Annotated in this window: 20 protein-coding genes; 7 read left to right on the forward strand and 13 right to left on the reverse strand. The window is 70.1% G+C overall.

Annotated features, from left to right (window positions below):
• Nucleotides 1-107: 107 nt before the first annotated feature.
• The 8 genes from FGL15_RS12550 to FGL15_RS12585 form a co-directional block, all read right to left on the reverse strand.
• Nucleotides 108-1,112, reverse strand: coding sequence for an aldo/keto reductase family protein (locus FGL15_RS12550; protein ID WP_138946296.1), 1,005 nt, complete (start codon nt 1,110-1,112; stop codon nt 108-110).
• 63 nt (nt 1,113-1,175) lie between these two features.
• On the reverse strand, nt 1,176-1,883 hold the full coding sequence (locus FGL15_RS12555; protein WP_138946297.1) for a response regulator transcription factor: 708 nt from the start codon (nt 1,881-1,883) through the stop codon (nt 1,176-1,178).
• The gene (locus FGL15_RS12560; protein ID WP_138946298.1) at nt 1,880-3,280 is read right to left on the reverse strand and encodes a sensor histidine kinase; all 1,401 of its coding nucleotides are present in this window, start codon (nt 3,278-3,280) and stop codon (nt 1,880-1,882) included. Before FGL15_RS12560 ends, FGL15_RS12555 begins: the two co-directional genes overlap by 4 nt.
• A 134-nt stretch (nt 3,281-3,414) precedes the next feature.
• On the reverse strand, nt 3,415-4,848 hold the full coding sequence (locus FGL15_RS12565) for a DUF6421 family protein (RefSeq protein WP_138946299.1): 1,434 nt from the start codon (nt 4,846-4,848) through the stop codon (nt 3,415-3,417).
• Between the two features lie 160 nt (nt 4,849-5,008).
• Nucleotides 5,009-5,848, reverse strand: a complete 840-nt coding sequence (locus FGL15_RS12570) for an ABC transporter permease (RefSeq protein WP_138946300.1) — start codon at nt 5,846-5,848, stop codon at nt 5,009-5,011.
• Nucleotides 5,849-5,879: 31 nt separating this feature from the next.
• Entirely contained in the window at nt 5,880-6,941 is a 1,062-nt protein-coding gene (locus FGL15_RS12575; RefSeq protein WP_138946301.1) for an aliphatic sulfonate ABC transporter substrate-binding protein, read from the reverse strand.
• A 54-nt stretch (nt 6,942-6,995) separates the two neighbouring features.
• Nucleotides 6,996-7,904, reverse strand: a complete 909-nt coding sequence (locus FGL15_RS12580) for an ABC transporter ATP-binding protein (protein ID WP_138946302.1) — start codon at nt 7,902-7,904, stop codon at nt 6,996-6,998.
• A 131-nt stretch (nt 7,905-8,035) separates the two neighbouring features.
• A complete protein-coding gene (locus tag FGL15_RS12585; protein WP_071262226.1) occupies nt 8,036-8,617 on the reverse strand; it encodes a TetR/AcrR family transcriptional regulator in 582 nt (193 codons plus the stop codon).
• Between the two features lie 139 nt (nt 8,618-8,756).
• On the opposite strand from FGL15_RS12585, the gene FGL15_RS12590 reads away from it, so the two are divergent.
• Both FGL15_RS12590 and FGL15_RS12595 read left to right on the forward strand, forming a co-directional pair.
• Nucleotides 8,757-9,143: a DUF1304 domain-containing protein gene (locus FGL15_RS12590; protein ID WP_079003829.1), complete on the forward strand. Its 387-nt coding sequence runs from the start codon at nt 8,757-8,759 to the stop codon at nt 9,141-9,143.
• Between the two features lie 49 nt (nt 9,144-9,192).
• On the forward strand, nt 9,193-10,248 hold the full coding sequence (locus FGL15_RS12595) for an NADP-dependent oxidoreductase (protein WP_138947303.1): 1,056 nt from the start codon (nt 9,193-9,195) through the stop codon (nt 10,246-10,248).
• A 79-nt stretch (nt 10,249-10,327) separates the two neighbouring features.
• Here FGL15_RS12595 and FGL15_RS12600 read toward each other — a convergent pair whose 3' ends face one another.
• Nucleotides 10,328-11,425, reverse strand: a complete 1,098-nt coding sequence (locus tag FGL15_RS12600; protein ID WP_240773529.1) for a Glu/Leu/Phe/Val dehydrogenase family protein — start codon at nt 11,423-11,425, stop codon at nt 10,328-10,330.
• Between the two features lie 164 nt (nt 11,426-11,589).
• Between FGL15_RS12600 and FGL15_RS12605 the strand changes: the two genes are divergently transcribed.
• From FGL15_RS12605 to FGL15_RS12615, 3 genes are all read left to right on the forward strand, one after another.
• Nucleotides 11,590-12,510, forward strand: coding sequence for an AEC family transporter (locus FGL15_RS12605; RefSeq protein ID WP_138946303.1), 921 nt, complete (start codon nt 11,590-11,592; stop codon nt 12,508-12,510).
• 160 nt (nt 12,511-12,670) lie between these two features.
• Nucleotides 12,671-14,263 (forward strand): amino acid permease, encoded by a 1,593-nt coding sequence (locus FGL15_RS12610; RefSeq protein ID WP_205858618.1) that lies wholly within the window; start codon nt 12,671-12,673, stop codon nt 14,261-14,263.
• A gap of 158 nt (nt 14,264-14,421) precedes the next feature.
• Nucleotides 14,422-16,017, forward strand: coding sequence for a DUF4832 domain-containing protein (locus tag FGL15_RS12615; protein WP_240773530.1), 1,596 nt, complete (start codon nt 14,422-14,424; stop codon nt 16,015-16,017).
• A 282-nt stretch (nt 16,018-16,299) separates the two neighbouring features.
• Here FGL15_RS12615 and FGL15_RS12620 read toward each other — a convergent pair whose 3' ends face one another.
• A complete protein-coding gene (locus FGL15_RS12620) occupies nt 16,300-17,175 on the reverse strand; it encodes an exodeoxyribonuclease III (protein WP_079001329.1) in 876 nt (291 codons plus the stop codon).
• A gap of 220 nt (nt 17,176-17,395) precedes the next feature.
• Between FGL15_RS12620 and FGL15_RS12625 the strand changes: the two genes are divergently transcribed.
• Nucleotides 17,396-18,094, forward strand: coding sequence for a DedA family protein (locus tag FGL15_RS12625; RefSeq protein ID WP_138946305.1), 699 nt, complete (start codon nt 17,396-17,398; stop codon nt 18,092-18,094).
• A gap of 91 nt (nt 18,095-18,185) precedes the next feature.
• On the opposite strand, the gene FGL15_RS12630 is transcribed toward FGL15_RS12625, so the two are convergent.
• A complete protein-coding gene (locus FGL15_RS12630) occupies nt 18,186-19,136 on the reverse strand; it encodes a LysR family transcriptional regulator (protein WP_138946306.1) in 951 nt (316 codons plus the stop codon).
• Nucleotides 19,137-19,207: 71 nt separating this feature from the next.
• Between FGL15_RS12630 and FGL15_RS21265 the strand changes: the two genes are divergently transcribed.
• Complete coding sequence (locus tag FGL15_RS21265; RefSeq protein ID WP_255376692.1) at nt 19,208-19,330, forward strand: hypothetical protein; 123 nt, start codon at nt 19,208-19,210, stop codon at nt 19,328-19,330.
• 90 nt (nt 19,331-19,420) lie between these two features.
• Here FGL15_RS21265 and FGL15_RS12635 read toward each other — a convergent pair whose 3' ends face one another.
• Both FGL15_RS12635 and FGL15_RS12640 read right to left on the reverse strand, forming a co-directional pair.
• The gene (locus FGL15_RS12635) at nt 19,421-20,185 is read right to left on the reverse strand and encodes a FadR/GntR family transcriptional regulator (protein ID WP_138946307.1); all 765 of its coding nucleotides are present in this window, start codon (nt 20,183-20,185) and stop codon (nt 19,421-19,423) included.
• 52 nt (nt 20,186-20,237) lie between these two features.
• Nucleotides 20,238-21,026, reverse strand: coding sequence for a 3-oxoacyl-ACP reductase (locus tag FGL15_RS12640; protein ID WP_194718745.1), 789 nt, complete (start codon nt 21,024-21,026; stop codon nt 20,238-20,240).
• Between the last annotated feature and the right edge of the window lie 78 nt (nt 21,027-21,104).

The raw sequence follows: 21,104 nt of genomic DNA on the forward strand, positions 1-21,104 counted from the left end.
CAGGGTGCCACCGGCATCCGCCGCAGGGCGGGTTGACGCGACGACGCCCGGCATCCCTCTCCGTCGAGTGGGGGATACCGGGCGTCGTGGATCGGCCGAGCGCTGGATCAGGCGGGGCGGGACTCCGGGGAGACCGTCTTCGAGGGGTCGGTCTCGGCGACGGAGCCGATGGCCTCGTCGATGCGGGCGATGACCGCGTCGTCGAGCTTCACACCGGCCGCGGCGGCGTTCGCGGTGACCTGCTCGGGACGCGAGGCCCCGACGATCGCGCCGGCGATGTTGTCGTTGTGCAGCACCCAGGCGAGCGCCAGCTGCGCCATCGTGAGGTCGAGCTCGTCGGCGATGGGCTTCAGCTGCTGGACGGCCGTGAGCACCTCGTCGTCGAGGAAGCGCTTGATGGTGTCGGCGCCGCCCTTCTCGTCGGTCGCCCGGCTGCCCTGCGGGAGCTCTGCGCCCGGGAGGTACTTGCCGCTGAGGACGCCCTGCGCCACCGGCGACCAGACGATCTGGGAGATGCCGAGTTCGCGCGAGGCCGGGACGACCTCCTCCTCGATGACCCGCCACAGCATCGAGTACTGCGGCTGGTTCGAGATGAGCTGGAAGCCCAGCTCCTTGGACAGGGCGTGGCCGGCGCGCAGCTGCTCGGCGTTCCACTCGCTCACACCGATGTAGAGCGCCTTGCCCGCCCGGACGACGTCGGCGAAGGCCTGCATCGTCTCCTCGAGGGGCGTCTCGCTGTCGTAGCGGTGGGCCTGGTACAGGTCGACGTAGTCGGTACCGAGACGCGTGAGCGAACCGTCGATCGACTCCATGATGTGCTTGCGCGACAGCCCGACGTCGTTGTGCCCCTTCGGGCCGGTGGGCCAGTAGACCTTCGTGAAGATCTCCAGGCTCGCGCGTCGTTCGTCCTTGAGGGCGTCGCCGAGCACCTGCTCCGCCGCCGTGTTCGCGTAGGCGTCGGCCGTGTCGAAGGTGGTGATGCCGGCGTCGAGGGCGGCACGAACGCTCGCCGTGGCGACGTCGTTCTCCACCTGCGAGGCGTGGGTCAGCCAGTTGCCGAAGATGATCTCTGAGATCTTGAGTCCGCTGTTACCGAGGTATCGAAATTCCATGGTCGTCACGCTACTCCTCGCATCCGACCGACCAACGGGGTTGCGCTGAGACGGAGCGAACCCTCAGCTGCGCGGCGACGCCAGCCCGTGCTCGTAGGTGTAGATGACCGCCTGGATGCGATCGCGGAGGGCGAGCTTCTGCAGCACCTTCGAGACGTGGGACTTCACGGTCGCCTCGCCGACGAAGAGCCTGGTCGCGATCTCCTGGTTGGACAGGCCCTGGGCGACCAGCTGCAGGACCTCGCGCTCGCGCTCCGTCAGCTGCTCGTAGTCGGCACCGGTCGTCGGCCCGGCCGGGACGGCGGGGTCCTGCACGGCGTCCTCGACGACGGGGCTCTGCCGGGTGAACCCCTCGATGACCCGGCGCGTGACCGCCGGCGAGAGGAGCGCCTCCCCGCCCGCGATCACCGAGACCGCCGCGACGAGTTCCTCCGGCGACGAGTTCTTCAGGAGGAACCCGCTCGCACCGGCCCGGAGCGCCTCGGCCAGGTAGTCGTCGCGGTCGAAGGTGGTGAGGATGAGCACTGCGGCGTGCACCTCGGGATCCGCGACGATCCGGCGGGTGGCCTCGAGCCCGTCCATGCCCGGCATCTGGACGTCCATGCAGATCACGTCCGGCGCGAGCGTCGTCGCCAGCGCGACGGCCTCGGCGCCGTCCGACGCCTCACCGACGATCTCGATCCCGGGCTGCGAGCCCAGGATGATGCGGAAGCCGGCGCGCAGCAGCTCCTGGTCGTCGACGAGGAGGATGCGGGTGGGCTGCTCGGTCATGCCTGGTCCTTCGTGGTGGTGGTCTGGGGTCGTCCTGCGGCGGCGGAGGCGAGGCGGGCGTCGGCGATCGACGTTGCGACGGGCTCCATCGCCTGGTCGCCCGGCCGGCCGAGCGGGATGGCGGCCCGCACGAGGAAGCCGCCGCGGGCGCGTGCCCCGACCTCGAGGACGCCGCCCGACGACGCCACGCGCTCCCGCATCCCGATGAGTCCGAGCCCACCGCGGCGGGCCACCGTCGGGACGGTCCCCGTGTTCGTGACCTCGAGCTCGACCGCGTCGTCCAGATAGCGGAGCCTGAGTTCGGCCGTCGCCGTGGTGCCGCCGTACTTGCGGGCGTTCGTGAGCGCCTCCTGCGCGATCCGGTACAGGTTGAACGACACGACGGCCGGGATCGGGACTGGTGTGCCCACGAGTTCGAACCGCGTCGGCAACCCGTTCGCCGTCGACTCGTCGGCGAGCCGGCCCAGCTGGCCGACGCCGACGGTCGACGGGCTGCTCTCCTCGTCGGTCGGTTCGCCGTGCGCGCGGAGGGTGCCGAGCATCTTGCGCAGCTCGTCGATCGCGCTCCGTGCGCCCAGCTCGACGTTCGTGAGGGCATCCCGCGCGGCAGCCGGGTCCGCATCGAGCACGGTGCGCGCGGCACCGGCCTGGACCCCCATGACCGAGACGTGGTGGGCGACGACGTCATGCAGCTCGCGCGCGATCCGTACCCGCTCCAGGGCGACCGCCTGTCGGGCCGAACGGGCACGCTCCGCCTCGAGCTCGGCCGTGCGCTGCTCGAGCGCCGCCCGTTCCCGGGAGGACTGGTACACGCGCTCGCCGAAGAAGTAGGCGGCTCCGAAGTAGAGGATGTTCGTCAGGATCTGGATGAGGATGAACGCCACGAGCGGCGAGAAGAGCCCCACCCGGGAGAGGCTGGGCAACGCGTCTGGGTCGGTCGCCTGGATGAACATGGAGATGAGCAGCCAGACGAACATGGCGACGATGATGAGGACGCGGACGAGTGCAGCACGACGTCGGTTCGGGACCCACGCCCCGACCGTGTAGATCGCGAGGAACAGCGCGATGTTCGTGAAGAGGACCTCGGGTACGAGCACCGTGCCGCCCACGATGAACATGACGGCGACGACGATCGAGACGGCGCACGGGAAGCGGCGGCGAAACGCGAGCGGCGCGGTGATGCCGATCGCCCAGAGGACGGACGCCCACATCGGTGCGGGCTCGGGGTAGAACCCGGCGATCGTGTACAGCGTGAGGCTGAGGAGGGTGCCGACGCCGAGGGCGATGGCGAGGATGATGTCGGACCGCTGTTCCGACGGCGTCGCGGCCGGACGTCGCCACTCGGCGTCGTAGGGGTCGACCGGGCGGTCCTGCTGGTCGACGGCGGGCTCGCTCATGCCGTCCACGCTAGCGCGACGCCCCGCCTGGGACATCCGTCGAGCGGCGGAGCGCGGCGGTCCGGTGCTCGAACAAGAGCCCGGAGCGGCACTCAGGAGAGTGCTGCTCCGGGCTCCTCCGCGGCACGGTCGGGTCAGGCCGCGGATCGCCCCGTGATCCCGGCGGTCGACGTGATGACGTCCGCCATCTTCTTGCCGAGCGCCTCGTAGAACATCGACAGGGGGAACTCGTCGTCGAGGACCGCGTCGGTGAGTCCGCGCGGCGGTCCGCTGAGGATCTCGTCGGACAGCCCACGCGCCCACTGCGACGCGGGGTGCGGCGTCAGCGTCGTCCGGACGAGCTCGTACGCGGCAAGCCAGTGCGCGGTCTTCGGACGGTCGATCGATCGCCAGTACAGCTCGTCGATGCTCTCGCCGAGCCGCACGACCACGTCGGGGACCTCGTCCCAGTCGATCGTGAGCCTGGTGTCGGTCCAGTGCAGCACGCCGTGCTGGTGCATCCACGCGAACAGCAGCTGGCCGCCGACGCCGTCGTAGTTCCGGACGCGCGAGCCGGTGATGGCGAACCGGAAGATGCGGTCGAAGATGATCGCGTACTGCACGAGTTTCGCGTGCTCGAGGATCGCCACGTCCGCCGCGTCGAGCGTCTCGGTCTCCGCGCGGGTCGTCAGCGTGCGCTCCAGCCGGACCGACTCGCGGAACGCCGTGAGGTCGCAGCGCAGCTCCTCGAGGGAGTACAGGAAGAACGGCATCCGCTGCTTGATCATGAACGGGTCGAACGGGAGGTCACCGCGCATGTGCGTGCGGTCGTGGATGAGGTCCCACATGACGAAGGTCTCCTCGGCCAGCTGCTGGTCGTCCATGAGGGACGCGGCGTCGGCCGGGAGCTCCAGCTTGGTGATCTCGGCCGCCGCTCGGACGACCCGACGGTACCGGGCCGCCTCGCGGTCCTGGAAGATCGCGCCCCAGGTGAACGCCGGGATCGCGCGCATCGCGACCGTCTCGGGGAAGAGGACCGCGGAGTTCGTGTCGTACCCCGGCGTGAAGTCGAGGAAGCGGATCGGCACGAAGAGCGCGTTCGTGTAGTCGCCGGCCTCGAGCGCGGCGATGAACTCGGGCCAGATGACCTCGACGAGCACGGCCTCGATGTGGCGGTCGGTCGAACCGTTCTGCGTGACCATCGGGAACACGACGAGGTGTCCCAAGCCGTCCACGCGGTGCCGCTCGGGGTGGAAGGCGACGAGCGAGTCGAGGAAGTCCGGGACGCCGAAGCCGTCGCGCTCCCAGCGGTCGAAGTCCGCGACGAGGGCGTCGAGGTACTCGGCGTCGTGCGGGAAGTTCGGAGCGAGGGTGCGGACGCTCGCGACGATCGTGGCGACGTGCCCTGCCGCCGGCCCGTGGTCGCTCGCCTCGGGGATCGAGCCGTCCTTCACCTGGACGGCCTGCAGCGCGGTCGCGGCGGCCTTGAGGTCCGTCCAGGCCGGGTGCCCGACGAGTGCGGCGGCGTCTTCGACGACCTCCGGCTCTCCGACGATGCTCTTCGTGTGGGTGGTGGCGACGTTCGACATGGTGAACCTCCTTCCGCGTGCGCAGGCGTCGCCCGGGGTGGGTGACGATTCCTTCGAGCGTAGGGGCGGAGGGGGTGCGGATTTCTTGCGTCAGGAGCGACTTCGCTGCAACATTCGGCCGTTCGCGCTGGGGAACTGCACGGCCGACCGCGGCGTGCCGCTACCCCCAGCGGCGCTTGATCCAGCGGTCGAGGACACCGACGAGCGCATCGGTGATCGCGCCGAGCAGCGCGAGCACGATGATGACGAAGAAGATGCGGTCGACCCGGCCGTTGTTCTGCGAGTCCACCAGGCGGAATCCGAGTCCCATGGACGAGGCGATGAGCTCCGCCGCAACGAGGAACAGCCACGACTGCGCCAGCGCGAGCCGGAGGCCGGAGACGACCGAGGGCGTCACGGCGGGCAGCTGCACCGTCCGGAACAACGCGACACCGTTCAGCCCGAAGGCGCGGCCGGCCTCGACCAGGTGCTTGTCGACGTGGCGGAGCGCGGCGGAGACCGTCGTGTACACCGGGAAGAACGCGCCGATCGCGATGAGCGTGATCTTCGACTCCTCACCGATCTTCAGCCAGAGGATGAGCAGCGGGACCCATGCGAGCGACGGGACGGCCCGGATCGCCGCGAAAGTCGTCGACAGCAGGATGTCGCCGAGGCGCGAGAGCCCCACGACCGCGCCGAGGACGAGGCCGAGGGCGGCGCCGATGAGGAACCCGATGAGGACGCGCTGCACCGAGATGGCGACGTCCTGCTGCAGCCAGCCGCGCTGCGCGAGATCGACGCCGGCCGCCCAGACCTCGGCGGGTGCCGGGAGTTGCGAGGCCGGCACGAGGCCGAACGCGGTGACCAGCTGCCAGGCCCCGAGGATGACGACGGGGACGAGGAAGCCGCCGAGGACGACGACGATCCTGCGGGACCCGAGGACGGCGCGCGCTTCGCGGCCGGACTGGGTCGCCTGGGCACCCGCGGCTGCGGTGGTGCCGAGACCGGCGAACTCGGTCATGGGTTCCTCTCGGGACGGTTCAGGGGCCGGACTACTTCGTGCCGATGGCGGACGGGTCCGCGTCGTCCACGAAGCTCGGGTTGAAGAGGTCGGCCAGGGCGTCGTCGACCTTGTCCTGCGACGAGACGTCGCCGGACTCCACGAAGATCGGGCCGATGATCGACAGGACCTGCTCCTGCGCCTTGCCCGGGGCCGGGTCGACGTCGAGGTTCGAGCGCTCCGTGATCACCTTCGTCGCCACGGCGAGGTCGAGGCCCGCGGCGTCCGCGAGGATCTGCGCCGTCTCGTCGGGGTTCGACGCAGCCCATTCACGAGCGTGCTCGTAGGCGTTGACGACGGTCTGCGCGACGTCCGGACGCTCGTCGATGAAGGACTCGGTGGCGGCCAGGATGCCGTAGCTGTTGAAGTCGACGTTGCGGTAGATGAGCTTCGCGCCCGCCTCCTCGGCGCCGGCCATGATCGGGTCGAGACCGGCCCAGGCGTCGACGGAGCCGTTCTGCAGGGCCGCCCAGCCGTCGGCGTGCTGGAGGTTCTCGATCGTGACGTCGGAGGCGGACAGGCCGGCCTCGTCCAGCGCCTGCAGGAGGAAGAAGTAGGGGTCGGTGCCCTTCGTGGCGGCGACCTTCTTGCCCTTGAGCTCGGCGACGTCCGTGATCGTCGAGCCCTGGCCGACGACGATCGCCGACCACTCGGGCTGCGAGAAGACGTCGATCGCCTGGATGGCCGATCCGTTCGCCCGGTTCAGGAGCGCGGCGGACCCGGCGGTGGACCCGACGTCGATCGCGTCGGCCCGCAGCGCCTCGTTCGCCTTGTTGGAGCCGGCCGACTGGACCCAGTTGACGGTGATGTCCTGGTCGTCGAGTGCGTCCTCGAGCCAGCCCTGGTCCTTGATGATGAGGGAGAGCGGGTTGTAGGTCGCGAAGTCGATGTTGAGCGTGCCGCCCTCGGTGGTGCCGGCGGTGCTGTCGCCGCCGGCCGCAGGAGCGTTCTCGCCCGCGACGCAGCCGCTGAGGAGGAGCGCTGCGGCGGCGGTCGCGGCGACGAGGGCCGCGCGCCCGGCGCGGGAGGTGGTGAAGCGGCGTCGTGAGGTCATGCGTTGGTCCTTGCTGTGGATCGGTGCGGGATGACGGCGGAGGTGGTGGGTGGCTCAGTACGGGAAGTGTGGGATGGACGGCAGTCGTTGGTCGCCGCGGGCGAGACCGTGGCGGTCGATGCCGAGTCCGTCGAGGAGGCGGCCGCGCAGCTCGGCGAGCTCGGCTGACCCGCGGTCGCGCGGGCGGTTGCCGGGGACGGTCACGGTCTGCGCGATGGTCGAACCGGGCTGTCCCTCCTCGCGACCCAGGAGGATGACCCGGTCGGCGAGCTGGAGGGCCTCGTCGACGTCGTGCGTCACGAGCAGGATGGTGGTGGGCGCGGCGAGGTGGATGGCGAGCAGCAGGTCCTGCATCTTCAGCCGGGTGAGGGCGTCGAGGGCACCGAACGGTTCGTCGAGGAGCAGGACGCCCGGCCGGCGGGCGAGGGCCCTGGCGAGTGAGGCGCGTTGCGCCATGCCGCCGGAGACCTCCCGCGGGCGGTGGTCGGCGAAGTCCGCGAGCCCGACGAGTTCGAGCAGTTCGGCGACGCGGGCGCGCCCTTCGGCTGCGGGTGTCCGCTTGGGCAGACCGAGTGCGACGTTCGCCGCGATGGTGCGCCAGGGGAGGAGTCGAGGCTCCTGGAAGCCGAAGGCCGTGCGCGGGTCGATGCCGGCGACGGGCGTGCCGTCGATGAGCACGGAGCCGGCGGTCGGGTGGTCGAGGCCGGCCGCGATCCGCAGCAGGGTGGACTTGCCGCAGCCGCTCGTACCGAGGATCGCCACGACCTCGCCGGCCTCGGCGGTGATCGTGACGTCGCGCAGCACGGGCCGCGGGGCGTCGGCGCGTTTGCCGGCACCGCTCGCGAAGGTGCGGCCGACCCCGGCGAACGCGACCGTGGAGGCACGATCCGCCGAGCCGACGTGGACGGCGTCGCGGGTGACCGGCGAGCTCGCGGCGAGCGGGCTTGGGGCAGCGTTCGTCATGGGTCTCGGGCTCCAGGGGTGGGGTGCCCGCCATGCTACGCGAGGGTGACGGACCGCTCTCGGCCGCCGAAACAGAGCGTCACATTGGCCTCCGCCGGTGACATCCGGAGGGTTCCGGTGTTATGCGTCCGCTACCAGCTGCCGACCTGCGTGAGGGCGACGTCGAGGATGGCGACGGCCTCCTCCCGGTTGACCCGGGCGAGCAGCAGCGCGCTGACCGACAACGACGTGAGCTGTCGGGCGGCCGCGGCGAGTTCGTCCGCGTCCGCCTCGGGACGGGCGAGGGCGAGGGCGTCCGAGACCGCGGTGGTGAGCTCGGCCCGGTAGCCGTCGACGACCTCGCGCAGTGCATCGTCGTGGGCCGCGAGGCCGGCCGCGCTGTTGAGGAGGAGGCAACCGCGGCGGGGGGAGTCGTCGGGCAGGGTCGCGATGACCGTCTGCACGCCGGAGAAGTAGGTGGTGAGCCCGGCTCTGCCGTCCGTCGCCCGCGCGAGGACCGAGAGGCGCGGTCGGATGACGGTGTCGAGGTAGTCCTGCACGGCGGCGTCGAACAGCCCGCGCTTGCTGTCGAAGGCGTGGTAGAGGCTCGACCGCCGCAGGCCGGTGGCCGCTTCGAGGTCGGCGAGCGAGGTCGCCTCGTACCCGCGGTCCCAGAAGACGTCGCGCGCCGCCTGGACGACGGCGACGGTGTCGAACTCCTGCGTGCGTCCCATGGGTGCCTCCTCCTGGCTCGGCCGGCCCTCCGGACAGGCGGGTTGTGTACCGAGCGTTCTACTATTATAGTAGACCCATCGGTACAGAACGTCGCTCCGTTCGGACGACTCGACGCCGATCTCCCGGAAGGCCCGTCCCATGCTCGTCGTCAGTCTCGTCCTCGTCGGCATCGCCGCCCTCCTGCACGTCTACATCTTCGTGCTCGAGTCGCTGCGCTGGACCGAGCCGGCAACCCGCAAGACCTTCGGCACCTCGGAGCTCGAGGCCGAGACCACCCGCGGGATGGCGTACAACCAGGGGTTCTACAACCTGTTCCTCGCGATCGGCACGATCGTCGGCATCGTCTTCCTCATCACTGGCTCGACCGGTATCGGCGCGGCCCTCGTCTTCGCCTCGGCCGGCTCCATGCTCCTCGCCTCCCTCGTCCTCATCACCTCGGACCGCACGAAGGCCCGCGCCGCGATCGTCCAGGGGACCACCCCGTTGCTCGGACTCATCGCGCTCGTCATCGCACTGGCCGTCTGACACCTCCGCGACGCCCCAGGCGTCACCCCGTCCGCAACCCGACGACGTGCTGCGCGCTCCCACCGAATCACCGCACCAAGGAAAGGCACCACATGAACACCCCGCGCTCAGCACCCAGATCCAGCTCGTCTCGCGACCGGTCGGCTGGCCGACCGAGTCCGACTTCCGGACCGTCTCCGTCGAACTCCCGGAGCTCGCGCCCGGCCAGCTCCGAGTTCAGAACCTCTTCCTCTCCGTCGACCCCTACATGCGCGGTCGCATGAACGACGCCCGCTCCTACGTCGCGCCGTACCAGCTCGGTGAGACGATGACCGGCGGCGCCATCGGCCGGGTCGTCGAGTCTGCCGCCGAGGGCTTCTCCGTCGGCGACGTCGTCCTGCACCAGTTCGGCTGGCGCGACCTCGTCCAGGAGGACGCCAGCGGGTTCCGCGTCGTCCCTGAGCTCCCCGGCGTCCCGCTGTCCGCCTACCTCGGCGTCCTCGGCATGACGGCCCTCACCGCGTACGTCGGTCTGCTCGAGGTCGCCAGGTTCCGGGAGGGCGACACGGTGTTCGTCTCCGGTGCGGCAGGTGCCGTCGGCACGATGGTCGGCCAGATCGCCCGTCTCAAGGGCGCGAAGCGCGTCATCGGTTCGGCCGGATCGGCTGAGAAGGTCGCCCTGCTGACGGAGAAGTACGGCTACGACGCCGCGTTCAACTACAAGGACGGCCCCGTCACCGAGCAGCTCGCGGCCGCGGCACCCGACGGCATCGACGTGTACTTCGACAACGTCGGCGGCGAGCACCTCGAAGCGGCGATCGACGCCTTCAACGACGGCGGACGCGCAGCGCTCTGCGGCGTCATCTCGCAGATCAACGACACCGAGCGTGCCGAGGGCCCGCGCAACCTGTCGAACATCGTGACCCGCGGGCTGACCCTCACGGGCTTCACCGTCGGCAACTACACGCAGCACTTCCCGGCGTTCTCCGGTGAGATGGGCGCCTGGTTGCAGAACGGCGACGTCGTCTTCGACGAGACCGTCTACGAGGGCCTCGACCACACGCTCGACGCGTTCCTCGCGCTCATGCGCGGCGCCAACACCGGGAAGATGGTCGTCAAGCTCTGACGCGATCCCTCGACCTCGCCTGACACCGGCGATCGACGGCCCGTCCACCCGCTCCGGGTGGACGGGCCGTTCGTCGTCGTCAGACCGCTGCGAGGACCCCGCCGGCCGCATCGATGCGGGCCATCGCGAGGCGTTCGGCGGCGACGAGCGTCGTGACGCCCTCCGCTGCGGCGTCCCGGTAGATCGACTGCACGGTCCGCCCGATCGCCGACACCCGCTGCTCGATGGCAGCGGCATCGGCGCCCGGTTCGGACGCCATGGCGAGGTAGATCACGCCGCCCGCGTTCGCGACGAAGTCCGGCGCCCACAGGATGCCGCGCTCCTCGAGGGCCACCGCGTCGGCGCGGGAGGCGAGCTGGTTGTTCGCCGCCCCGACCACGGCGCGACACCGCAGCTGCCCGATCACCCGGGCGTTCAGGGCGCCGCCGACGCCGCACGGCACGAAGAGGTCCGTCTCGACGAGGTGCTCGTCGCCCGGTTCGATCCAGCTGGCGCCGATCTCCTCGGCGAGGGCGCGCTTCCGTGGGTCGACGTCGGTGACGATGAGGCGAGCACCCTCGGCCGCGAGCCGTCGGGCCAGACGGCCGCCGACCTGGCCGAGCCCGGAGATCGTCGACCGGTGGCCCGCGACGAGCGGGGTGCCGAAGACCGTCTCGAGCGTCGCGGTGATGGCCGCGTGCACGCCGGCAGCCGTCGCCTCGCTCGGTTCGCCGACGCCACCGCGGTCGGCCGGCAGCCCGCTGACGTGGTCGGTCCGCTCGGCGACGACGGCCATGTCCTCGGCGGTCGTGCCCACGTCCTCCGCGGTGCGATAGGCGCCGCCGAGTGCTTCGACCGCGTCGCCGAGGTCGAGCATCGCGTCGCGGCGCTCCGCGGGGTCGAGGGTCGTGCCGACGGGCAGGTGGATGACGGACTTGCCGCCGCCGTGCGCGAGACCGGCGGCCGCGTTCTTCATCGTCATCCCCGCGGCCAGGCGGAGGGAGTCGTCGACGGCCTCGAGCCAGGACCCGTACCGCCAGAGCCGCGCGCCGCCGAGGGCCGGCCCCAGGGCGGTGGAGTGCAGGGCGACGCTGATGGTCAGCCCGGAGCGCGGTCCGCGGCTGATGGAGAGGCGTTCGTGGGGGAGGGTGGTGCTGTGCATCGCGTCGCTGGACGCGACCGGGTCGAATGACGTCATCGTCGGATCTCCTCGTGGGTGATTGGTGCGGGCTCCTGGTGGGAGCGGATCGCAGGGCGATGGTGGTGCCCGGCTCTCCTCCCCAGATTCTCCACGCCGACCGCCCGCTCCACAACCGTCGGCTCGACCGGGCCGCCGGACGGGCTGCACCTAGGCTGGACGGCATGGGCGGAGTGCTGACGGGGTTCGCGATCATCGGCACCGTGATCCTCGTCGGCTACCTCGCCGGGCGTCTCGAGGTCGGGGGTCCGACGACCGGGCACGTGCTCAACCGGGTGGCGTTCTTCGTCACCAACCCGGCGCTGCTGTTCACCGTGCTCGCCACGGCCGACCTGCACGAGGTGTTCAGCAGTTTCATCTGGGTCGCCCTCGCGAGTGCCCTGTCGGCCGCCGCGCTCTTCGTGCTGCTGAACGCCGTGTGGCTCCGCAAGGACCTCTCGGTCGCGACGATCGGCGCGCTCGGCTCGGGCTACGTCAACGCCAACAACATCGGCATCCCGGTGGCGGTCTACGTCCTCGGCGAGGCCGGCTACGTCGCCCCGGTCATCCTGCTGCAGCTCCTCGTCTTCGCCCCGATCGCGCTCACCATCCTCGACGTCAGACAACGCGGCTCCGTCTCCTTCCTCGGCATCGTGACGCAGCCCTTCCGCAATCCGATGATCGTCGCGTCGATCGTCGGCGTCGTGCTCAACCTGTTCGGCGTCCGGCTCCCCGAGCCCGTCATGGCTCCGTTCGGGCTCCTCGGCGGCGCTGCCGTGCCGCTCATCCTCATGGCGTTCGGGATGTCGCTGCACGGCATGCGGCCGTTGCAGGCCGGCAGCGGACGTCGGGAGATCTTCGTTGCGACGGCGATCAAATCGGTCGTGATGCCCGGGTTCGCCTACCTCATCGCCCACTTCGGGTTCGGGCTGAGCGGCACGCCGTTGTTCGCCTCCGTCGTCCTCGCGGCCCTCCCGGCGGCCCAGAACGTCTACAACTTCGCCAGCCGCTACGAGCAGGGTGTCACGCTCGCCCGCGACACCGTCCTGCTGACGACGATCCTCTCCGTGCCGGTCCTCGTCGTCGTCGCCGCCCTGCTCGCCTGACCCCCGGAGCCGGTCTGTTCAGAGCGCCGCTGTCCTCCGAAGTATGGACAGCGATGGCCGGAAAAGCCGAACGATCGCGACTACTCTTGGGCGGGCACGACTGAGATATACCACCGTCCAGTCCGGCGGAGCGCCGTCGGACCCGACCCGATGGGACGACATGACCGAAGGCACGACCCCACGACACGAGCGTTCCGGAGACTGGGCCGCATCCCGCGAGACCGTCGGCGACGAGATGCTCGCCGTGCAGGACTTCTCCGGTGAAGAGGAGGGGTACCACAAGACCCTCAAGCCGCGGCAGATCCAGATGATCGCGATCGGTGGCGCGATCGGTACCGGGCTCTTCCTCGGAGCCGGCGGTCGCCTGAACAGCTCCGGCCCGGCGCTCATCCTCGTGTACGCGCTCTGCGGGTTCTTCGCCTTCCTCATCCTCCGCGCCCTCGGCGAACTCGTCCTCCACCGCCCGTCCTCGGGCTCGTTCATCTCCTACGCGCGTGAGTTCTACGGTGAGAAGATGGCGTTCGGCGCGGGATGGTTGTACTTCCTCAACTGGGCGATGACCTCGATCGTCGACGTCACCGCGGCAGCGCTCTACATCAAGACCTTCGGCAAGCTGTTCGGCTGGAAGGAGCTCGAGGACTTCCCGCAGTGGGTCTTCGCGCTCGCAGCTCTGGTGGTGGTGCTGGCGCTCAACCTCGTCTCCGTCAAGCTGTTCGGGGAGATGGAGTTCTGGTTCGCGCTCATCAAGGTGTCAGCGCTCGTGATCTTCCTCATCGTCGGCGTCTGCTTCATCGTCTTCGGCGGACGCACCGACATCGGCGCCGTCGGATTCTCGGTCATCGGCGACAACGGCGGGCTGTTCCCGGTCGGGGCCTTCGCCCCGATGATCGCGATCTCCGGTGTGGTCTTCGCCTACGCGGCCATCGAGCTCGTGGGCACGGCGGCCGGTGAGACGGCCGAACCGAAGAAGATCATGCCGAAGGCCGTCAACACGGTCATCTTCCGCATCGCGATCTTCTACGTCGGCTCGGTGCTGCTCCTGTCGCTCCTGCTGCCCTACACGGCCTACCAGGCCGGTGAGAGCCCGTTCGTCACCTTCTTCTCGCACATCGGGTCGGAGCAGGCCGGGGCGATCTCGGCGTCCGTCATGAACTTCGTGGTCCTGACCGCGGCGCTGTCGAGCCTCAACGCGGGCCTCTACTCGACCGGTCGCATCCTCCGCTCGATGGCCGTCAACGGTTCGGCCCCCGCGTTCACGGGCAAGATGAGCAAGAACGGCGTCCCGTTCGGCGGGATCCTGCTCACCGCTGCGCTCACCCTGCTCGGCGTCCTGCTGAACGCGCTCTACCCGTCGAAGGCGTTCGAGCTCGTGCTCGAGATCTCGGCCATCGGCATCATCGGCGGCTGGGCGACGATCATCCTCTGCCAGATCCAGCTGCAGCGCTGGGCGAAGCAGGGCAAGGTCGAGCGGCCGTCGTTCCGCCTGTTCGGAGCACCGTTCACGTCGTATCTGACGCTCGCGTTCCTCCTGTTCGTCCTCGTGACCATGGGCTTCTCGGAGACCGGGCGCTGGGTCCTCGCCTCCCTCATCGTCCTCATCCCGATGCTCATCGTCGGATGGTTCGCCGCCAAGCCGCGGATCATGGCCGCTGCGGCCGCACGCGAGGGGCACACGGGCACCTGGCCGGTGGTGGCCGAGCGCCCCGCCATCGATGCGAACAAGCGGAAGCGCGGGGGCGCACCGCGGTCCTAGCGGGATGCAGGTGCCGACGGGTCGGTGGTTCGCGGGGAATCGCTAAGCGATAGTGATCACTTCGGGTCGGTTTCGAGCATTCCCTTGCACCTCGGATGTCGGTTCAGCAGGATGTGGGCAACCTCTTCCGTGCACCACCGGACCCCGCTGGAGTTCCCGTGAACCGTCGTCTCCGTCTCGTCGCCGTGCTCGCCGCGTGCGGCATCGTCGTCGCCACACCGCTGAGCGCTGCGGCGCAAGCACCTGCCCCGACCCCGGCCGACACGGTCGCCTACGAGCCGAGCGACGCGATCATCGCGAATCCCGAGCGCGGCTTCGACCACACGAACAACACGCACTACTACCCCGAGGGGACCGAGGGCGGGCCGGGGTACACACCGCTCGACGTCGCCACGCTGGCGGCCTACCGCGAGGAGGGCATCACCGAACTCGTCCGCGTCTTCTACCTGGAACGGTTCGTGGCCGAGCCGACCCTCGACCCGGCCTGGCTCGCACTCGTCCAGGCCGACTTCGACGCGGCTCGCACCGCCGGCATCTCGATCATCCCCCGCTTCGCGTACCTCGCTGGCGGCGACTTCCCCTACACGCCGCCCTACGGCGACGCACCGCTCGACATCGTGCTCACCCACATCGAGCAGCTCACGCCGATCTTCCAGGACAACGCCGACGTCATCTCCGTCGTCCAGGCCGGCTTCGTCGGCCTCTGGGGCGAGGGCTACTACACGGACCACTTCGCCGCGGACCCGGCGAACCCCGGTGTCCTCACGGACGAGGACTGGGCGAAGCGCCGCGCGGTCGTCGATGCGCTCCTCGAGGCGGTTCCCGCCGACCGCTCCATCCAGGTGCGGACCATGAGCATGAAGCAGAACATCCTCGGGGTGCCGTCCGGGACCGCTGGGGCCATCACCGAGGCGCAGGCGTTCGACGGCAGCGCCATCTCGCGCATCGGTCACCACAACGACTGCTTCCTCGCGGCACCCGACGACTGGGGCACGTACCTGTCCGACCCGATCTCGCTCGATCAGGACTACCTCGCGCAGGAGAGCGACTGGGTGCCGGTCGGCGGTGAGACCTGCAACGTGAATCCGCCGCGGTCGGAGTGGGCGACCGCCTCGGCCGAGATGGAGCGCTACAACTTCAGCTACCTCAACTGGGACTACCTGCAGGACGTCCTGCAGTCCTGGGGGCAGGAGAACCTCGACACCACCGCGAAGCGACTCGGCTACCGATTCGTGATGACGGAGAGCTCGGTCGTTGACGGCACGCTCTCGCTCACGGTCCGGAACGACGGTTGGGCGGCACCGTACAACAGCCGGCCCGCGTACCTCGTGCTGTCGAACGCCCAGCGAACGGTGCGCGTCCCGTTCGGTTCGGACGCCCGCACCTGGGGTGCAGGGGAGACCGTCACGCTCCAGGCCTCACTCGCCGACGTCCCGGCCGGTCGTTACGACACCGCGCTGTCGTTGCCGGCCACGCACGAGTCGGTCGCGGCCAACCCGCTCTACGCGGTCCAGACCGCGAACGTCGGCACCTGGGACGCGGCGACCGGCGTGAACAGCCTGCAACGTCAGGTGACTGTCGGCGCCGACGGGGTCGTCATGGCCGAACCGGTGGCCGGTGCTGCGGCCAGGCTGCCCGACACGGGCGTCTCGTCCTTCGCTCCCGCATGGCTGGGTGGTGGCGTGATCGCCCTCGGTGCCCTTGCACTGGTCCTCGCCCGCCGCCGTCGTCAGGCCTCCTCGCCCGCGTCCTGATCGGGGGACGTTCACAACTCCTGCTCGATCGGGGCGGCTACCGTCTCCGGTCTCGGACAGGGCCGCCGAGGCATGACCTGCAGGAGTTGTGAACACGGTTCGGACGGTCGGGCGGTCGAGCGCCGGACGATTGGGTGAGGCGGGGCCAGCGGGTGCCTGTCCGCAGGCGAGGCCGTCTGCCGTGTTCACAACTCCTGCTGAGTGCTCGTTCTCGGCGCCTGGGGTCCCAGCCGAGCGCTGGCGTGCTCCGACAGCAGGAGTTGTGGGCGGTGCGGAGCGGTGTCAGCCGAAGATCATCGGCGAGTCGTCGTCCTCTTCGTCGGAGAGGGTGAAGTCGAGGTCGACGACGACGGGAACGTGGTCGCTCGGACTGTCGCCCTTGCGCTCGTTGCGGTGGATCGACGCCTCGACGACGTGGTCCGCGAACGCCTGTGAGCCGTAGATGAAGTCGATGCGGAGGCCCTCGTTCCGTGGGAACCGGAGCTGCTTGTAGTCCCAGAAGGTGTAGCCCTCGGGGACGAACGGTCGGACGGTGTCCTGGAGTCCCGCGTCGACGAAGGCGGCGAGAGCGGCGCGCTCCGGTGCGGAGATGTGGGTCGAGCCAGGGCCGAAGCTCGGGTCACCGACGTCGGAGTCGAGCGGCGCGACGTTCCAGTCACCCATGAGCGCGAGTGGCAGCTCGGGGTTCTCGGCGAGCCAGGAGCGGGTGTCGGCCTCGAGCGCGGCGAGCCAACGGAGCTTGTAGTCGTAGTGCGGGTCGCCGACCGCGCGGCCGTTCGGGACGTACAGGCTCCAGAGGCGGACGCCGTCGACCGTCGCGCCGATGGCTCGCGCTTCGAGCGGCAGGCCGTCGGCGTCGAACCCGGGACCGTCGAGCGCGAGGCTCGCCGGTGGCTTGCCGAAGCCCGGCATGTCGGGGAAGCCGATCTGCACGTCCTCCATCGGGAGGCGGCTGGCGATGCCGACGCCGTTCCACTGGCTGAGCCCGTGCAGCTCCACCTGGTAGCCGGCCTTCGTGAAGGCCTCCATCGGGAACTGTTCGGGCTTGCACTTGAGCTCCTGCATGGCGAGGACGTCGACGTCCTCACGGACGAGCCAGTCGACCACGCGGCCGACGCGGGTACGGATCGAGTTGACGTTCCAGGTGGCGATGCGCATGCCCCAACGCTATCGAACCTGCCCCGCCCTCCGTCTCCGTCCGATGTCCCCAACTCAGGAGACGCTGGGCGTGTCGCCCGGGCGTGCCGCCGGTGAGCCCCGACACGCCGGAGGCTTCCTGAGTTAGGGACAGAGGACGAGGCGTCGGGTAGGGCGACGGGTGGGGGATTGAGCGGAGGTTCCCAGGGATGGCGCGCAGGTGTCGCGTACCGTCGAGGGTATGACGACGTCCACCGCCGCCACGTTCAGCCTGTCCGCCGCCTCGACCGGAGGGGACAGTGCCCTCGGAGGGGTCGCCGACTGGGCGGTCGACCTCATGGAGACGTTGGGTGGTCCGGGGGCCGGGCTCGCCATCGCCCTCGAGAACCTCTTCCCGCCGCTGCCGAGCGAGATCATCCTGCCACTCGCCGGATTCGCCGCCAGTCAGGGCAAACTCGGGCTCGTCGAGGTCCTCATCTGGACGACGGCCGGCTCCGTGATCGGTGCGCTGGCCCTCTACGCGATCGGTGCCGTCCTCGGACGGGACCGCATGCGCCGCCTCGCGGAGCGGGTCCCACTCGTCCACGTCGAGGACGTCGACCGCGTCGAGGCCTGGTTCCAGAAGCACGGCTCGAAGGCCGTGTTCTTCGGACGGATGCTCCCGATCTTCCGGAGTCTCATCTCCATCCCCGCCGGCGTGGAACGGATGTCGGTCCTGCGGTTCACCCTCCTCACCTTCGCGGGCAGCGCCATCTGGAACACCATCTTCGTCCTCGCCGGCTTCTTCCTGGGCGAGCAGTGGCACATCGTCGAGGAGTACGCGGGCATCCTCCAGAAGGTGGTCATCGCCGGCGTCGTGATCGCCGTCGGCGTCGCGGTCTGGCGTGGCGTGCAGCGCTACCGCCGGGAGCGCAGCGGCGCCGGTCGGGCCGAGGGCTGACCGTCCCCGCCGGGACCGTTCTCAGGACTCTTGCGGTGTGTCCCCCGTCGCCGCCACCGGGGCACCGACGGACTCCTGAGAACGGTCCCGCTCACACCCAGCGGGGCGTGGTGAGTTCCTCGGGCTCCGGCGCGGTGTGCGAGGCGGCGACCGACTGCGCCTCCACGCGGATCGCGTCGAGGACCGTCCGCACCGCCAGCCGTTCGGCGCGGTCGGGCCGCGACAGGGCGACGATCCGACGCGTCGCGTCGAGCCCAGCGAGCGGGCGGAGGACGATGCCGCGCTCCGGGCCGCTGGCCGTGTATCGCGGGAGGAGGCCGATACCGAGGCCGGCCGCGACCATCGCCTCGGCGATGCGGTTGTCGCTCACCCGCTGCACCACTCGGAGCTCGCCGCCCGATTCTGCCTCGATGCTGCGGAGCAGGCGGTCGAGCGGATAGCCGACCGGCACGCCGATCCAGGACTCGTCCGCGAGGTCCGCCGGGGTCAGGACGGTCTGGCCGCTGAGGCGATGCCCGACCGGCAGCACGACGTCGAGCGGCTCGGAGAGCAACTGCGTGATGCGGAGGCCGCGACGGACCCAGTTACGCTCGCCGCTGATCGCCTGCGCGATGACGATGTCGAAGTCGGCCGCCAGATCGGGGAAGTCCTCGAGATCGGGATCGCGGTCGCTCACGACGACCCGCAGGCCGGGTACCGCGTCGAGCGTGCGGAGCACGGCGGGGACGACCATCTGCCCGAAGGTGGGGAAGGTCGCGACCGTGACGGTGCCGATCGGACGGTTGCGGTACTCGTCCCACACGCTCGTCGCCCGCTCGATCGCGACGGCGACGTCCGTGGCGCTGGCCGCGAGGGCCCGGCCGGCGTCGGTGAGGACGAGCCCGCGACCACGCCGTTCGGTGAGCGGCAGGCCGGCCTCGCGCTCGAGGACCTTGAGCTGTTGGGAGACCGCGGACGGGGTGCGATGCGTGGCCTCGGCGACGGCGTGCACGGTGCCGCGCTCGGCGAGTTCGCGGAGCAGGTCGAGTCGGCGGACGTCCATGTAGCGATGCTACCGAGTGACGTCAGTATTGTTCGCTTGTCCTTCACGTCCAACAGGCGTTTCATAGAACCATGACCATCTATCTCGGCATCATCGCCCTCCTCGCTGCGAGTGCAGCCGTCGGATCGGTCGTCGTCGTCAAGCGCGACGGCTACCGTGCCATCCCGGCCCGCACCTACCCGAAGTCCTTCTAGGACCTCGCACCCGCCGGCCCGACCGGCGCATCCGACCTCCTCGCGACTCGTCGCCGGGAGGTCGTTCCATGTCCGCGCCGCGAGAGGCGCTCAGGCGAGGAAGCCGCGCAGGAGCGCCTCGGAGCCGGCGACGTGCTCGGCCATCGCCTGCGCCGCCTCCTCGGGGTGACCGCGCAGGATCGCCTTGACGATGCGCTCGTGCTGTTCGTCCGAGTGCGCGATGTTCACGGCCAGCAGCGGGATGCCGTTCAGGAGTTCGTTGACGCGCATGCGCGACTCGGCGACGAGCGGCAGCAGGCTGGGTGCACCCACGAGCTCCGCGATGAGCAGATGGAGGCGGGAGTCGTGGCGGCGGTAGTCGGCGGGCACCGCGTCCCGGCAGTCTCCGAGCGCCTGCCACAGGCGCTCGCGGTCGGCGCCGGAGAGCTTGCACTGCGCCGCCTCGCGCGCCGCTCCGACCTCGAGGATGCTGCGGAGCGTGAGCGTGTCCTCGATCTCCGCCGCTGAGATCGTGACCCTGCCGACCTCGGGGCGGTCGGCCGCGTTGATCGTATCGTCGTCGGGCAGCTCGTCCATGACGAACGTCCCGCCGTAGCGCCCACGCCGCGAGGTCAGGTAACCGGCCTCGGTGAGCGCGGCGATCGCATCCCGCACGGTGTCGCGGCTGACCCCTTGCATCGTCGCGAGTTCGCGCTCGGCCGGCAGACGACCGCCCGGCTCGATGAGCCCGAGACGGATGGACTGCAGGAGTCGCTGGACGGTCTCCTCGAAGGCGTTCCCGGCGCGGCCCGGACGCAGGAGGAGCTCGGCGCTGAGCACCTCGGTCGCCTCGTCGCCCTTCCGCGTCTCGCTCATCGGATCAGTCTATTTCCCCGGGGTCGCGTCCCCGCCCGGGCATGTCGTCAGCTCATTCCGGGGTCACGTAGGCGGAGGAGATGCCGCCGTCGACGAGGAACGTCGACCCGGTGATGAAGGACGAGTCGTCGCTCGCGAGGAAGGCGACGGAGGCGGCCAACTCCTCGGGCTCCGCGAACCGACCGAGGGGGATGTGCACGAGTCGCCGCTGCGCGCGCACCGGGTCCTTCGCGAAGAGCTCCTGCAGCAGCGCGGTGTTGACGGGACCCGGGCACAGGGCGTTGACGCGGATGCCCTGCCGCGCGAACTGTACGCCGAGCTCGCGGCTCATCGCGAGCACGCCGCCCTTGGACGCCGTGTACGAGATCTGCGAGGTGGCCGAACCGAGGACGGCGACGAACGACGCCGTGTTGATGATCGAGCCCTTCCCCTGCCGCACCATGTGGCGGATGGCGGCGCGCGAGCACAGGTAGACCGACTTGAGGTTCACGTCCTGCACCCGCTCCCAGGCCGGGAGCTCGGTCGTCTCGATCGAGTCGTCGTCGGGCGGTGAGATGCCGGCGTTGTTGAAGGCGATGTCGACCGAGCCGTAGGTCTCGGCCGCCGTGTCGAACAGGTGGTCGACCTGCGCCTGGTCGGTCACGTCCACCTGGACGAAGAGCCCACCGACGAGCTCGGCCGCCGCCTGGCCGGTCGTCGGGTCGAGGTCGCCGATGACGACGGTCGCGCCCTCCGCGGCGAAGCGCTTCGCGGTGGCGAGACCGATGCCGCTCGCGCCGCCGGTGATCACGGCGACCTTCCCGGCGAGCCGCTGGGTGAGGTCGATGGGGGTGATGGTCATGTGGTGCTCTTTCTCTCTGCCCCGCCCTTCGACAAGCTCAGGGACCGGGGTGGTGCTCAGGGACCGGGGTGGTGCTCA

The sequence above is a fragment of the Plantibacter sp. M259 genome, from assembly GCF_006065115.1.
In the GTDB taxonomy this organism is placed as follows: domain Bacteria; phylum Actinomycetota; class Actinomycetes; order Actinomycetales; family Microbacteriaceae; genus Plantibacter; species Plantibacter auratus.

Coding starts and splice junctions, on each gene's coding strand:
- FGL15_RS21265 (WP_255376692.1), top strand. CDS start 19,208: ATGACCATCTATCTCGGCATCATCGCCCTCCTCGCTGCGAGTGCAGCC.
- FGL15_RS12565 (WP_138946299.1), bottom strand. CDS start 4,848: ATGTCGAACGTCGCCACCACCCACACGAAGAGCATCGTCGGAGAGCCG.
- FGL15_RS12570 (WP_138946300.1), bottom strand. CDS start 5,848: ATGACCGAGTTCGCCGGTCTCGGCACCACCGCAGCCGCGGGTGCCCAG.
- FGL15_RS12605 (WP_138946303.1), top strand. CDS start 11,590: ATGGGCGGAGTGCTGACGGGGTTCGCGATCATCGGCACCGTGATCCTC.
- FGL15_RS12590 (WP_079003829.1), top strand. CDS start 8,757: ATGCTCGTCGTCAGTCTCGTCCTCGTCGGCATCGCCGCCCTCCTGCAC.
- FGL15_RS12620 (WP_079001329.1), bottom strand. CDS start 17,175: ATGCGCATCGCCACCTGGAACGTCAACTCGATCCGTACCCGCGTCGGC.
- FGL15_RS12585 (WP_071262226.1), bottom strand. CDS start 8,617: ATGGGACGCACGCAGGAGTTCGACACCGTCGCCGTCGTCCAGGCGGCG.
- FGL15_RS12575 (WP_138946301.1), bottom strand. CDS start 6,941: ATGACCTCACGACGCCGCTTCACCACCTCCCGCGCCGGGCGCGCGGCC.
- FGL15_RS12640 (WP_194718745.1), bottom strand. CDS start 21,026: ATGACCATCACCCCCATCGACCTCACCCAGCGGCTCGCCGGGAAGGTC.
- FGL15_RS12555 (WP_138946297.1), bottom strand. CDS start 1,883: ATGACCGAGCAGCCCACCCGCATCCTCCTCGTCGACGACCAGGAGCTG.
- FGL15_RS12610 (WP_205858618.1), top strand. CDS start 12,671: ATGACCGAAGGCACGACCCCACGACACGAGCGTTCCGGAGACTGGGCC.
- FGL15_RS12600 (WP_240773529.1), bottom strand. CDS start 11,425: ATGACGTCATTCGACCCGGTCGCGTCCAGCGACGCGATGCACAGCACC.
- FGL15_RS12580 (WP_138946302.1), bottom strand. CDS start 7,904: ATGACGAACGCTGCCCCAAGCCCGCTCGCCGCGAGCTCGCCGGTCACC.
- FGL15_RS12635 (WP_138946307.1), bottom strand. CDS start 20,185: ATGAGCGAGACGCGGAAGGGCGACGAGGCGACCGAGGTGCTCAGCGCC.
- FGL15_RS12630 (WP_138946306.1), bottom strand. CDS start 19,136: ATGGACGTCCGCCGACTCGACCTGCTCCGCGAACTCGCCGAGCGCGGC.
- FGL15_RS12625 (WP_138946305.1), top strand. CDS start 17,396: ATGACGACGTCCACCGCCGCCACGTTCAGCCTGTCCGCCGCCTCGACC.
- FGL15_RS12550 (WP_138946296.1), bottom strand. CDS start 1,112: ATGGAATTTCGATACCTCGGTAACAGCGGACTCAAGATCTCAGAGATC.
- FGL15_RS12560 (WP_138946298.1), bottom strand. CDS start 3,280: ATGAGCGAGCCCGCCGTCGACCAGCAGGACCGCCCGGTCGACCCCTAC.